Here is a 13390-nt window from a genome sequence, read left to right on the forward strand (position 1 = left end):
GGGGAGAGGGGTAGATTTCATGTTGCATCGTTATCTTCCAATGACAGAAGAAGACAAAAAAGAAATGTTACAAACGATCGGCGTTCAAACGATCGACGAATTATTCTCTGATATTCCAGAGAGTGTTCGTTTTAAAGGGGATTTAAAAATTAAAGAAGCAAAATCAGAGCCAGAGCTTTTAAAAGAGCTATCTCAAATGGCTGGTAAAAATGCTAATTTAAAAGAATATGCTTCTTTCTTAGGAGCAGGCGTATACGATCATTATGCTCCAGTAATTGTTGATCATGTTATTTCTCGTTCAGAGTTTTATACTGCTTACACGCCATACCAACCAGAAATTTCACAAGGGGAATTACAAGCAATCTTTGAATTCCAAACAATGATTTGTGAATTAACAGGAATGGATGTAGCAAACTCTTCTATGTATGACGGAGGTACAGCTTTAGCTGAAGCGGCAATGTTAGCGGCTGGCCATACTCGTAAAAAGAAAATTCTTGTATCTAGTGCAGTGCACCCAGAATCAAGAGCAGTACTTGAAACTTATGCAAAAGGTCAACATCTAGAAGTTGTTGAAATTAATCATAAAGATGGTGTAACAGATTTAGACGTATTACAAAGCGAAGTAGACGATACAGTTGCTTGTGTAATCGTTCAATATCCAAACTTCTTCGGACAAGTTGAAAAGTTAGCTGATATTGAAAAAATCGTTCATCAACAAAAATCATTATTTATCGTTTCTTCAAATCCGTTATCATTAGGCGCATTAACACCACCAGGGAAATTCGGTGCTGACATTGTAATCGGTGATGCACAACCATTCGGTATTCCAACACAGTTTGGTGGACCACACTGTGGTTACTTTGCAACAACGAAAGCATTTATGCGTAAAATTCCAGGACGTCTTGTCGGACAAACGGTAGATTCAGATGGTAAACGTGGATTTGTATTAACGCTACAAGCACGTGAACAGCATATTCGTCGTGACAAAGCGACATCTAACATTTGTTCAAACCAAGCGTTAAATGCATTAGCAGCTTCTGTTGCAATGACGGCACTTGGAAAACAAGGTGTGAAAGAAATGGCACTTCAAAATATTTCTAAAGCACAATATGCAAAACGTCAATTCGAAGCGAAAGGCTTTACAGCTACATTTGCTGGACCATTCTTCAATGAATTCGTTGTAGATTGCAAACGTCCAGTGAAAGAAGTAAACGACGCATTACTACAAAAGAATATTATCGGTGGTTATGATCTAGGCCGTGATTATAAAGAATTAGAAAATCATATGCTGTTAGCAGTAACTGAGCTTCGTACAAAAGAGGAAATTGACACACTTGTAAACGAAATGGGGGCTATCCAATGAAGAACCAAGACCAAGCACTTATTTTTGAAGTGACTAAAGAAGGACGCGTAGGATATAGCTTACCCAAATTAGATGTAGAAGAAGTGAAACTAGAAGATGTATTTGAGAGCGATTATATTCGAGTAGAAGATGCAGAGCTACCAGAAGTATCTGAACTTGACATTATGCGCCACTATACAGCACTTTCAAACCGTAACCACGGCGTGGATTCTGGATTCTATCCACTTGGATCTTGTACGATGAAATATAATCCGAAAATTAATGAGAATGTAGCTCGTTTTGCAGGATTTGCAAATATTCATCCACTTCAAGATGAAGAGACAGTACAAGGTGCAATGGAATTAATGTACGACTTACAAGAGCATTTAATTGAAATTACAGGTATGGATACTGTTACATTACAACCAGCAGCAGGTGCACACGGAGAATGGACAGGTTTAATGTTAATTCGTGCCTACCATGAAGCAAATGGTGACTTTAACCGTACGAAAGTAATTGTTCCTGACTCTGCTCACGGAACGAATCCAGCATCTGCAACTGTAGCTGGTTTTGAAACAATTACAGTAAAATCGAATGAACATGGTCTTGTTGACTTAGAAGATTTAAAACGTGTTGTAAACGAAGAAACAGCAGCACTTATGTTAACAAATCCAAATACATTAGGTCTATTTGAAGAAAATATTTTAGAAATGGCTGAAATCGTCCATAATGCAGGCGGTAAATTATACTATGATGGTGCAAACTTAAATGCGGTATTAAGCCAAGCGCGCCCAGGAGATATGGGATTTGACGTTGTGCATTTAAACCTTCATAAAACATTTACAGGTCCGCATGGCGGCGGTGGTCCAGGTTCTGGTCCAGTAGGTGTGAAAGCTGATTTAATTCCGTACTTACCAAAACCAATTTTAGAGAAAACGGAAAATGGCTACCACTTCAATTACGATCGTCCAGAAGCAATTGGGCGTGTGAAACCATTCTATGGTAACTTCGGTATTAACGTTCGTGCATACACATACATTCGTTCTATGGGTCCAGATGGACTACGTGCAGTAACTGAGTATGCTGTATTAAATGCGAATTATATGATGAGAAGATTAGCGCCGTTCTATGATCTTCCGTTCGATAGACATTGTAAGCATGAATTTGTATTATCAGGTCGTCGTCAAAAGAAACTTGGTGTACGTACATTAGATATTGCAAAACGTCTGCTTGATTTCGGTTACCACCCACCAACAATTTACTTCCCATTAAATGTGGAAGAATGTATTATGATTGAACCGACAGAAACAGAATCAAAAGAAACGTTAGATGGTTTCATTGATAAGATGATTCAAATCGCTAAAGAAGTAGAAGAAAATCCAGAAGTTGTACAAGAAGCACCACACACTACAGTTATTAAACGTTTAGACGAAACAATGGCTGCTCGTAAACCTGTTTTACGTTATGAAAAGCTTGCTCCTGTACAAGTTTGATTAGAATAAAAAAGAACTCGCTACATGCGGGTTCTTTTTTTGTTTGGAGAATTTGTCCTGCTATTTGTGGACAGTAAAACTCCCAACTCAAAACTTAGCTGGTGCAAAGAAGCCAGGTGGGAGATAAACTGTCCGTAAATGCCCGATTGGTGAAGGCTAATAATCAGTGGGGATGAACAAAAATCCCCACTGATTAAAGTTTCACTTTATGCAGAAATAGTGAAGAAAATGTTAAAACTTTATATTTTTTGTTTCATAATTGTGTAAAGATGTAGTTTTATAGGTAGTTTTGTTGAAAAAGTCGGTTTGATAAAAGTATTTATTTTTGTTAGAATTTTATTGAAATTAAGAAGATGTGATGAGGCAAAAATTACTCATTTTTATGTATATGTGAAAAAACGAGCAAGGCGGGGGTGAAAGTGTGGGATATCGATGTTATAGAATGGTATACCATTTAGAAAATGGAGAAACAATTAAAGATGTAAAAGAATTTTGCTATCGAGACCAAGGAAAAGTGTTAGAAAGAGTAGCACATCGTGTAATGGATAATAGAGAAGTGACGGCGATTGATAAACAAGGAACAATCATTTCAATAGCATGTGAGGACATTGTAAAGGTAGAACTTGATTACATAAAAGAAAGTTAACCTTGAGTCATATCGAATTATTCGATAAAATATACTGTTGAATGGTGCAGAGAGTAGAGAGGAGTTTATCATGGGTAGTACAAGACACTTTTATATGTTTATTTTAGCGTTTGTTCTTGTTGTGGCGTTAACGATTTATTTAATTGTTGATAGCAGCTGGTACAATACAGTTCATCCGGCATTCCTTCTGTTTATGTATGTAGGAATTGCGGTTGTTAGTTTCGGAATGAGAGACGAAATGTTAGATCGCTTTGAAAAGTGATACATATACGAAAGACCAACAGGAAAATGTTGGTCTTTTTTTCTTGCCAAAAATAGGATGGTGTGTATATACTGTATATATAAGATATATACAGTATATACACACTGGAGGAAAACATGAATATTATTATTTCGAATTCTTCCCAAGACCCTATTTATGTACAAATAAGGAAACAATTAAGCCAACTTATTTTAAATGGTGGTTTAAAGGGGGGAGACCAACTGCCGTCTATTCGTAGCTTAGCGAAGGAATTACAAATTAGTGTAATTACAACGAAGCGTGCGTACGAGGAACTTGAAAAAGAAGGATATATAGAAACTGTTGCTGGGAAGGGGACTTATGTTTCACGTAAAAACAATGAACTATTAAAAGAACAGCGCTTACGTTTATTGGAAAGTAAGGCTGAAGAAATTGTGAGAGAAAGTAAAGTGTTGCAGCTTTCACTTGAAGATTTACAGCAGATGATTGCGTGTTTATATGAGGGGGAATAAGGAATGTTAGAGCTAAAAAACGTTTGTAAAAGATATCAAGATTTTGCAGTGAAAAATATAAGTTTTACGCTGCCACGTGGATATATTATGGGATTTGTCGGACCGAATGGTGCTGGGAAAAGTACGACGATCAAAATGATTATGAATTTAATTAGAAAAGAGAGCGGCGATATACAAATTTTTGGCAAGGACAATAAGAAAGCAGAAAAGGAAATAAAACAAAATATCGGCTTTGTATATGATGAAAATCATTACTACGAAGATTTAACGTGTGAACAAATGAAGCGTATTATTGCACCGCTATATAAAAAGTGGGACGAATGTCAGTATCAATCGTATATGGAGAGATTACAAGTTCCAAAGTATAAAAAAATTAAAGAGTTATCTAAAGGGATGAAAATGAAATTTGCGATTGCCATCGCGCTTTCGCATCATGCAGAGTTTATTATTATGGATGAACCAACAGCAGGATTGGACCCAGTTGTTCGAAGTGAATTGCTTGATATATTGCAAGAAATTGTAATGGAAGATGAAGTATCTGTATTATTCTCAACGCACATTACAACAGACTTAGAGCGCATCGCAGATTATATTACTTTTATCAACGATGGGGAAATTATATTTACTGGTGAGAAAGATGAATTAATGGAGAGCTACGTAATCGTAAAGGGAAGTAATGATTTATTGGATCGAGAAGGAAAAGAGCTATTTGTTGGATTACGAAAAAATAAATTTGGTTTTGAAGGTTTAGCGAAGGATAAACAAGTAATTATCGATTGGTTTGGAAATGAGGTTGTACTAGAAAAGCCTACATTAGATGATATTATCGTTTACACTGCGAAAGGGAGAGGTGCCTATGCGTCAGCTCATCTATAAAGATTTGTTCTTTTTTCGGGTAACTTGGTTAGTGAATCTTATTATGCCCCTTATGTTCTTTTTACTTGAGCCCGGGAGTGAATTGTTATTTCCGATGAGTTGTCTATTTATAACCCTTTCCTCCGTTATGACGCTAATCTATATGGATGAAAGGAATAAAAGTGACATTGTAATAAATAGTTTACCGTTAAGTCGAAAGGATATCATAATTGCTAGATATATTTCCTGTGCAATATTTATTGTAGGTGGCATGCTCTCTACGATGTTAGTTGTTTTTCTTATAAGAGGCATTATGGTCATCGGTGATATCGGTGCATATCATCCTAATCTATACATTGAAATTCCGTGGTATGAAGTAATAAATGGAGCTGTTTACGCCGTATTTTTGGTTGTCACGTTTTTCCCTAGTTATTATGGTACAAAGTCGAAGGTAGTAAGAAGTATAGTATCAGCAGCCTCAATAGGAGTCGGAGGGATACTTTGGATATTTATTAGTGATGAGATCAATGGAATAGCACCTTCATTCATTGAGTGGATTATGAATCCTATGCATATTGGTGTATTTATAGTTGGATTCATTACATTAGTTAGTATTTATATCGCTTCTATGTTTCTAACAATTAAAATTTATGGAGCCCGTGATTTATAGAGAGGAGAATTCATATGCAACAGTTAATTTTGAAGGAGTTTTTCTTACAGAAGAAGATGATTCCTTTCTATTTTTTAATACCCGTTTTATCGATTTTTAGGAATTCTGTAGAACCGATGGGGATTGCAATAGGATTATTTATGACATGTAGTATGATTATATATATTTCTTTTTATTATGAAGAAAAAAGTAAAACAGAAAAAGTATTAGTGAGTTTGCCTATAACGAGAAAAGAGATAGTTATAGCTAAATATATTTCAACTACATTATTTATTATAGTCGGTTTGAGTACAACTTTTATAGTCGTAATATTAGGAAATATTTTGTTGGACAGAGATATAGTTATTCCTGGATATGCAATGTTTTCAGCAATAGTAGCAACTTTGATTTATTGTGTGATAATGATACCTACTAATTACATCGGAGGAAATAAAGCTACTACTGTCTTGTATGTAATTATGATTTTTCCTTTAATAGGTATGATTGGCCTTATGTGTAATGTTTTTGGTGATAAAACAATTATGTTAAAAGTACTTCACTCTGAGGATGCTACAGTAGCGATGAGTGTTCTTGGTATCGGAGTGTTAGTAAGTATAGTCATATCAATGTTACTCTCAATGAAAATGTTTCAAGAGGCAGAGTTATAGAAGTGGCATTTTCATGTTAGGAGGTGTAATACATGATTAAGCAATTAATTTTAAAAGATTTCATCATTCAATGGAAATTTTTAATTTGGTACATACTGTATCCTATTTTCTTTTATATGGCCTTAACAGATACGGAAAATCTGTTCATAATTATGTCAGTAATTATTACAATTGGGGCAACAGTAAAAACATTTGAAGCAGATAGTAAAAATGAGAGTGAAGTGATAGTAAATAGTTTACCAATATTGAGAAAACAAATTGTGTATGCGAAATATATAGTAGCAATTATTATTCTTTTTATAAGTGTAATAGTCGGTTGTTTCACGATGGGAATGAAGAATGGGGTTAACCTATTTGAATTTATTGAAACGACAATGGTTGCTAGTATTAGCTTTATTTTAATATATTTAAGCTTGGTTTTACCGATATCATTTTGGCTAGCATATAAAAAAGCTATTTTTATTACGCTTTTCATGCTAATAGCACCGACAGCCATTTGTACTATGTTCTTTGAAATCAACCTGGAACAAATCCAACTATATAACAGTTTATTATTCGTTAGTTCAATATGCATGTTCATAGTATCTGCCTTCGTTTCAATGAAATTGTATGAGAAGAGAGAATTTTAAAAGGTGCCTCATAAAAGGCACCTTCTTCAATATCGACAATATGAAAGTAAGAGTTTATAAACAGAGAGGCTATTCGGTACAACATCTTTTGGAGTATGTAATATAAAGCTGAAAACGATAATGAGAATGAGAAAGAGGAAAAATAAAAATAGGATCTGTTTATGTATAGAATTTTGCATATTATCCACTCCTTTTTTAGGTAGTATGTCCAAAAGGTAGGAGTGTATGAAAAATTTTAGGAGGGAGAATGATGAACAAAAGAAAATGGTTATATAGAATAGGAATACTTTTAGTTTCAATTGGTTGCATATTAGCAAACTTTTATTCGGATATACCACCGCTATTTCCTAGTTTGCATAAAGGGATTGGTATGAGTGTTGTCGTAGTTGGTCTGTTTTGTCTTATCACATCAAACTTCTATAGAAAGTCTGAATCAATATAAAAAAGGACAGTTACTCTTTTTCAGAGTAACTGTCCTTTTTAAATAACTTATTATATAGCTTGGCGATACTCCATATAATTACGATTGCAATGGAGGCAATAATTGACCAAACGATAGATAAAATTTCAAGTGTCATGTTCGGAAGGAATGCAAGAATGGATAATACTTTATGAAACAACCATTCTATTATATGAAAACTTACTTGCAGTAGAATGGCGATCACGAGTGTGATCCATGCTAACATTTGTTTTCCTTTTTCTTTCCACATGACATTCACCTCGCGTTAGCTTAATAGTTTTAAGCCAACAGCGCCGCATAGAATGCAGCTTAAGAAGGCAAGACGACGCCAATCCGCTGATTCTCGGAAAATAAGAATGCCTAGAAGTGCACTTCCGGCAGTTCCGATTCCAGTCCAAATCGCGTAAGCAGTTCCCATCGGTAATGTGTCCATCGCAAGGGATAAGAAGAAGAAGCTTACGCCGAAGTTAGCGATTAAAATAACTTTTGGTGCCCAGCCTTTCTTTTCAGTGGCTACTTTCATAAAGAGTACACCAATAATTTCACAAATACCAGCTAGAATTAAAAATACCCAAGCCATTTTATGCGGCCTCCTTCGCTTCTTTTTCTTCTGTTACTCGTTTTAAACCAATTACTCCGAAGAAGATTAAACCGATTAATAAAACTTTTACGATAGAGAAAGGTTCTCCGAAGATGAAAATTTCTGTAAGAACGATTCCGCCCGCTCCGATTCCTGTGAAGACTGCGTATACAGTGCCGACAGGTAAATCTTTATAAGCTCTAAATAATAAGACGAAACTAATTGTAATTAATAGCGCAACACCAGCCCACTCAAGTGGTGCCTCCGCTTTTTTTAGTCCAATCACCCAAAAGATTTCAATAATACCAGCGATGATTACATAAATCCATGCCATATGTCATTTCTCCTTCCTACCAGTCGTTAGGTAAAGGGCTTAAAAACGACGCATTGCAAAGGAGCAATCCGTCAGTTTGAAAGTCCGCGCCAAAATACTTTCCAAGAAGCGTCTAAACGTGTCTCAAAACGATTTAAACCTGCGTATAGTAGTTCAACCATAAGACCGTCGAGTAAGCATAGAAAAGCCTCTAAGGCGTCTTTTACTTCAATGTTATGCAGCTCATCTTGTTCGCTTGCTCTTTTAAATACCGGGAATAAAAGTTTTCCGACGTTTTCAATGTGTACATTTGCTTTATTAATAATTTGTTCGCGAAATGCATCAGGCGGAAAATAAGAAGTTCGTAACCAAAACATTGATTCTTCACTTTCACCAAATCGTTTTGCGTAGCCTTTTAATAATTTTAATAGCAATTCTTCAGTGGACGAATTGGAAAAGCTTTCGATATCGCCTGTGAAGCTCTGCAAATCTTTTTGAAGAGCAGATTCTAAGCATATGAAATATAGCTCTTCTTTTCCTTTAAAGTGTGCGTAAATCGATGGTTTTTTAATCCCAACTTCTTGGGCAATATTTGCCAATGAAGTTCCTTCATAGCCGTAGCGTGCGAAATGAGAAAGTGCTACAGCTTTAATGCGATTTGCTGTCATTTTCATCCCCTACCTACCGTTCGTTAGGTTTATTATATGAGATAATAAACACAAAGTCAATAGGTGAAAAGCTGAAAAAGAGTGCTATAGTTAACGCTCCTTTTCAGACTGTTTTTCGCTCAATTAAATGGAATGGAAGTTCTTCTGAGTTCCCGGTTATTTGTTCGTCCTGCATCTGTTTATGGAATAAGGTAAAAGCACGTGATCCCATCGTAAGACCAGGGTGTTCAATAGTCGAAATTTCTAATGCCTTTGAAATTTCATGGTTATCGAATCCTAAAATAGCGAGATCTTCAGGGACGCGAACACCATGTTTCTTTGCCTCTGTTAATAAACCGGCAGCTACTTGGTCATTCGCTGTGAAAATAGCAGTTGGACGATTTTTCATATGTAAAATACGGTGGAGTATTTGTGCTCCGTCCTGCATTGTATAGCATTGATGAAAAATCCATTCAGGATGTAACGTTTGACCTTCGTTATGAAGTGTATCAGCAAACGCTTTTTCACGTTCCATAGAATTTACACTCGTTTTTCTTGCTAAACAAATTCCGATTTTTTCATGGCCTTTACTTAGTAAATATGCAGTACCGAGCCGGAATCCTTCATAATGATCTACGTAGACAGATGAAATGAGGGGGTGGTTCATTTTTTCACATGAAATAATAGGGGCGAATTTTGCGAAAGGTTCGATTTGTTCCCATGAACTCGTTCGAGAACAAATAATCATCCCGTCAAATTGTTTCATTTTCATCATTTCAAGAACACGAATTTCTTCAATACTATCGTAATTTGTTTGGCATAAATTAATGTGATATCCAGCTGCTAACGCTTCGTTTCCGATTCCTTCAATAATGGTACTGAAGTAAGGGACATTAATGAAAGGGAGCATAACCCCGATTGTATATGTTTTCCCCTTTATTAAATGAATAGCATTTATATTTTTTGCGTAGTTTAATTCTTCAACCGCCTCTAGAACTCGTTTCCGTTTGTCTTCTTTTACGTAAGGGTGATTATTTAAGACACGGGAAACGGTTGATATAGATACACCAGCAGTTTTAGCGATTTGTTTTATATTGGCCATATGCATCACCTCTTTACTTATATTATAAAGGGAAAATAAGTAGAATGAAAAAATCTTGACCTGAAAAGCTTTTCACAATCTATGTTATAAATAGGACTTCTGTTATTCGCGTAACCATTTCGTTTGGGCGTAAGAATAGCGAAGTCTTTCTGTTTGTTTGAAAGCAGTTTTGTCAAAATGTGTGAGAATAACGAGGAAAGTTTTCAAAGGTGGAGTGTGGCATTCAAGCGAATATGAACAACATATAAACGCTTTGTTCGTTAAGAGGGCGGTATGAAAGGGCGGAAACAAATTGAAAAAAGGAATCATTTGTTTCGTGTTTTCTAGTGTATTACTTAGCTCATGTTCATTTCAGCAAACGATGCAAGAAGAAAAAACATTTGTGGGATCAACAGGTGGGGCTACAGATCGCGTTACGGATCCGATTCCCTTAAAAGAACTTCCAAAATATTTTCCGGCGAAATTTAAAGTTCCTACCTTTTTACCGTATGACATTACGAGTGATGTGTTGGGTGAAGTAAGAACGATTGAAAAGAAGAATGCTGTCTTAACGATTAAATATAAACAACAGGAGCAAGGTAGACATGAGTATATTGAGCTAACTGTTGCAAATTTCCCTTACAGTTTTCCGGATTTTGTAGAAGAAAAGCGATTTCAAGAACAAATGAAATTGAATAATGGAGCGTCTGCTTATTTTAAAAATAAAGATGACTTCGAGAGAGGAGAGGAATTTGCTACGCTTCTATGGAAAGAAAAGGGGATTGAATACCAGTTATTATATCGTAATGTAGAAGAGAACGATGCAGATGTAATAAAAAAGAATCTATATTACATTGCAAACAATATGAAATAAAAAACTAACTGCAGCATGCAGCTAGTTTTTGTATGTTATTTCTTTTTAATTTTACCTGTCCAAGATTTAAATCCACCTTGTAATTGGTAGAAATCTTTGTAACCTTGTTTTTTTAAGTATTGAGCTGCACGGCCTGTACGGAATCCGCTTTGGCAGTATAAGTAAACAGGTTGATCTTGGCGAAGTTCTTTATGACGAAGGCGAATTTGTGATAACGGAATGTTACGTGCACCTAAAATGTGCCCTGCGTTATATTCGTCTGCTTCGCGAATATCGATAAGCTGTGCTTTACGGTAGCCAGCGCGAAATTCTTCTTCTGTAAGAGTTTTAATTAATTTTTTCTGATAGAAATACATCCATACAGTGTAACCGATGAACGCTACGATTACGGCTAATAAAATAATCCAAGTTGTTGACACGGTTCTATCGCTCCCTTTTTTCTTATCCTACTTTCAATATTATAATGCCCATATGTATTTATGCAACAGATTCATTTGTATATAAGGAGAAATTTCGTATTCTTTCACAAATTTTGTCGAATTTGGTAGACTAGAGAATGTGAAAAATAATTGGTTATATGAGGTGTAGGATGGGAAAAGAAAAATGGTGTTATATTAACTCTGGTCAATGTTCACCAGCGTTTAATATGGCGTTAGACGAATGTTTATTAAATTGGCAAAGTGAAAAGAAGATGCAACCAACAATTCGTTTTTATGAATGGGAAGTACCAACATTAACAGTCGGGTATTTCCAGCGTGTTGAAAAAGATATAAATATGGATGTAGTTAACGAAAAGAAATATGGGTTCGTTCGTCGTCAAACAGGCGGCAGGGGTGTACTACATGACAAAGAATTAACGTACAGTGTTATTGTGTCTGAAGATCATCCAAATATGCCAAAAACAGTTACGGAAGCATACCGCATTATTTCGCAAGGCTTATTGGACGGTTTTAAGGCATTAGGATTAGAAGCGTATTATGCAGTTCCGAAAACAGAGGCGGATCGTGAGAATTTAAAAAATCCGCGTTCAGGAGTATGTTTTGATGCGCCATCTTGGTATGAAATTGTAGTTGAAGGAAGAAAAATCGCAGGTAGTGCTCAAACACGTCAAAAAGGTGTTATTTTACAGCACGGATCGATTCCGTTAGAAATAGATTTAGACGAACTATACGACCTATTTTTATTCCCAAATGAACGTGTGAAAGAACGTATGAAAAGTATGTTTTCTTCTAAAGCGGTAGCAATTAATAAATTGACAGACCGTACATTTACGATCGAACAGTTAATTAAAGCGTTCGAGGTTGGGTTTGAAAAAGGATTGGATATAGAGCTTGTGCCATATGAATTAACAGAAGAACAGTTACATGAAGTTCAAACGTTAGCAAAAGAAAAGTATGAAAGTAAGGAATGGAATTATAAAAAATAAGAGATGGCAATTGCCATCTCTTATTTTTTTATAGTAAATTAAGTACTTTTTCTACTTTGATTCCTTTATCTTGTAAAGAACGAAGGCGATTTACAACGTCCATAATTTCTTTGTCGAATGTAACGCTAATACCTTGGCTTTGTAGTTCTTCTTTTAAGCCTTCAATAGAATCATCTATGTCGATGCCAAGCTCGTAATCTTGACAAACTTCAATTGTCTTTTTCACGAGTTTCACATAATTTTCTTGTAGTTTTGAATTTGTTTCAGTCAAAGCAGGTTGTTTCGGTTTTGCTGGAGCAACCGGTACTGTCTCTTGCTTTGTAACTGAAGTAGGGACTACTTTTTTCACAGGTGCTGGAGTAGTTAGTTCTACAGCTGCTTCTACGCTTACTGGCTTCGGCGTCGGTACCGGAGTAGGCTTAGGGGCCATAGCAGGTGTTTCTACACGCGTAATAGGTTTAGGAGCAGGTGTAACTGCTTTTGGAGCTTCTACAACTACTTCTTTTTTCGGTGTGGCTTCTACCGGTGTTTCTTCTTGACCAGCAGCCTCTTTATTTTCTTTACTCCACATAACGCGTTCTATTTCTAGAGAAACATTGTTTTTGTTCATCGCTGATAATGTAACTTTACCAACTTCAGCGTTTCCAGTGAAATCAACAATTTTATAAATAACACTCTTGTTCCAATCCACGTTTCCGCTCAAAAATAATTCTTCGTTACATTTCGGCGTTAAGCCCTCGATTTTAATTTCTGCGTTTACACCGTTTTCACTGTATACCATAATTAGCGAAGCATTTACATCTTCGTCTGCTAACATTAGTTCACGTACCATTTTGCCGGTGCGTACTTGCGTTTTCTTCTTAACTGACATCTAATTTCTCCTCTCAAAAATTCAGTAATAATAAAAAAATCGTATAACGAAAAATAATTGCTCACGAAGATTTATGATACCGATAATAAAAGCATCACGTCAA

At 35.8% G+C, this 13390-nt stretch carries 19 protein-coding genes; 12 read left to right on the forward strand and 7 right to left on the reverse strand.

Annotated elements, in window-relative coordinates:
• Positions 1-19: 19 nt before the first annotated feature.
• The 10 genes from gcvPA to DPQ31_RS21640 all read left to right on the forward strand — a co-directional run bounded on the left by gcvPA (position 20) and on the right by DPQ31_RS21640 (position 7477).
• A complete protein-coding gene (gene gcvPA / locus DPQ31_RS21595) occupies positions 20-1363 on the forward strand; it encodes an aminomethyl-transferring glycine dehydrogenase subunit 1 (RefSeq protein ID WP_208730967.1) in 1344 nt (447 codons plus the stop codon).
• Positions 1360-2835 (forward strand): aminomethyl-transferring glycine dehydrogenase subunit 2, encoded by a 1476-nt coding sequence (gene gcvPB / locus DPQ31_RS21600; RefSeq protein WP_098137347.1) that lies wholly within the window; start codon positions 1360-1362, stop codon positions 2833-2835. The genes gcvPA and gcvPB overlap by 4 nt, the downstream gene beginning before the upstream one ends.
• 442 nt (positions 2836-3277) lie before the next feature.
• Entirely contained in the window at positions 3278-3481 is a 204-nt protein-coding gene (locus DPQ31_RS21605; protein WP_002039587.1) for a DUF3929 family protein, read from the forward strand.
• Between the two features lie 70 nt (positions 3482-3551).
• The gene (locus tag DPQ31_RS21610) at positions 3552-3743 is read left to right on the forward strand and encodes a hypothetical protein (RefSeq protein WP_000535934.1); all 192 of its coding nucleotides are present in this window, start codon (positions 3552-3554) and stop codon (positions 3741-3743) included.
• Between the two features lie 116 nt (positions 3744-3859).
• Entirely contained in the window at positions 3860-4234 is a 375-nt protein-coding gene (locus DPQ31_RS21615; RefSeq protein ID WP_001021357.1) for a GntR family transcriptional regulator, read from the forward strand.
• Between the two features lie 3 nt (positions 4235-4237).
• Entirely contained in the window at positions 4238-5110 is an 873-nt protein-coding gene (locus DPQ31_RS21620) for an ABC transporter ATP-binding protein (protein WP_000891283.1), read from the forward strand.
• Entirely contained in the window at positions 5091-5759 is a 669-nt protein-coding gene (locus DPQ31_RS21625; protein WP_208730968.1) for an ABC-2 transporter permease, read from the forward strand. Before DPQ31_RS21620 ends, DPQ31_RS21625 begins: the two co-directional genes overlap by 20 nt.
• Positions 5760-5773: 14 nt before the next feature.
• The gene (locus DPQ31_RS21630) at positions 5774-6406 is read left to right on the forward strand and encodes an ABC-2 transporter permease (RefSeq protein WP_001186575.1); all 633 of its coding nucleotides are present in this window, start codon (positions 5774-5776) and stop codon (positions 6404-6406) included.
• A gap of 32 nt (positions 6407-6438) precedes the next feature.
• Positions 6439-7035 carry an ABC-2 transporter permease gene (locus DPQ31_RS21635; RefSeq protein WP_000595334.1) on the forward strand — a complete coding sequence of 199 codons (597 nt, stop codon included), beginning with the start codon at positions 6439-6441 and terminating at the stop codon, positions 7033-7035.
• A gap of 250 nt (positions 7036-7285) precedes the next feature.
• Positions 7286-7477 (forward strand): hypothetical protein, encoded by a 192-nt coding sequence (locus tag DPQ31_RS21640; protein ID WP_141523499.1) that lies wholly within the window; start codon positions 7286-7288, stop codon positions 7475-7477.
• 10 nt (positions 7478-7487) lie between these two features.
• Here the strand turns inward: DPQ31_RS21640 and DPQ31_RS21645 are convergent, their stop codons facing one another.
• The 5 genes from DPQ31_RS21645 to DPQ31_RS21665 all read right to left on the reverse strand — a co-directional run bounded on the left by DPQ31_RS21645 (position 7488) and on the right by DPQ31_RS21665 (position 10137).
• A complete protein-coding gene (locus DPQ31_RS21645) occupies positions 7488-7745 on the reverse strand; it encodes a DUF3975 family protein (protein ID WP_000265398.1) in 258 nt (85 codons plus the stop codon).
• A gap of 15 nt (positions 7746-7760) precedes the next feature.
• Complete coding sequence (locus DPQ31_RS21650; RefSeq protein WP_000312621.1) at positions 7761-8075, reverse strand: DMT family transporter; 315 nt, start codon at positions 8073-8075, stop codon at positions 7761-7763.
• 1 nt (position 8076) lies between these two features.
• Complete coding sequence (locus tag DPQ31_RS21655; protein WP_000312339.1) at positions 8077-8409, reverse strand: DMT family transporter; 333 nt, start codon at positions 8407-8409, stop codon at positions 8077-8079.
• A gap of 71 nt (positions 8410-8480) precedes the next feature.
• Complete coding sequence (locus DPQ31_RS21660; protein ID WP_002005730.1) at positions 8481-9062, reverse strand: TetR/AcrR family transcriptional regulator; 582 nt, start codon at positions 9060-9062, stop codon at positions 8481-8483.
• A 97-nt stretch (positions 9063-9159) separates the two neighbouring features.
• Positions 9160-10137, reverse strand: coding sequence for a LacI family DNA-binding transcriptional regulator (locus tag DPQ31_RS21665; RefSeq protein ID WP_001273954.1), 978 nt, complete (start codon positions 10135-10137; stop codon positions 9160-9162).
• 316 nt (positions 10138-10453) lie between these two features.
• Here DPQ31_RS21665 and DPQ31_RS21670 point away from each other — a divergent pair, with 316 nt between their 5' ends.
• The gene (locus DPQ31_RS21670) at positions 10454-10990 is read left to right on the forward strand and encodes a DNA polymerase III subunit delta (RefSeq protein ID WP_142345868.1); all 537 of its coding nucleotides are present in this window, start codon (positions 10454-10456) and stop codon (positions 10988-10990) included.
• A 35-nt stretch (positions 10991-11025) separates the two neighbouring features.
• Here the strand turns inward: DPQ31_RS21670 and DPQ31_RS21675 are convergent, their stop codons facing one another.
• On the reverse strand, positions 11026-11409 hold the full coding sequence (locus tag DPQ31_RS21675; protein WP_000108653.1) for a rhodanese-like domain-containing protein: 384 nt from the start codon (positions 11407-11409) through the stop codon (positions 11026-11028).
• Positions 11410-11579: 170 nt separating this feature from the next.
• On the opposite strand from DPQ31_RS21675, the gene DPQ31_RS21680 reads away from it, so the two are divergent.
• The gene (locus tag DPQ31_RS21680; RefSeq protein ID WP_000514088.1) at positions 11580-12416 is read left to right on the forward strand and encodes a lipoate--protein ligase family protein; all 837 of its coding nucleotides are present in this window, start codon (positions 11580-11582) and stop codon (positions 12414-12416) included.
• Positions 12417-12444: 28 nt separating this feature from the next.
• Here the strand turns inward: DPQ31_RS21680 and DPQ31_RS21685 are convergent, their stop codons facing one another.
• Positions 12445-13287 carry a hypothetical protein gene (locus tag DPQ31_RS21685; RefSeq protein WP_000111890.1) on the reverse strand — a complete coding sequence of 281 codons (843 nt, stop codon included), beginning with the start codon at positions 13285-13287 and terminating at the stop codon, positions 12445-12447.
• Positions 13288-13390 lie beyond the last annotated feature (103 nt).

The sequence above is a fragment of the Bacillus sp. COPE52 genome (genome assembly GCF_003355115.1).
Taxonomy (GTDB): Bacteria; Bacillota; Bacilli; order Bacillales; family Bacillaceae_G; genus Bacillus_A; species Bacillus_A toyonensis.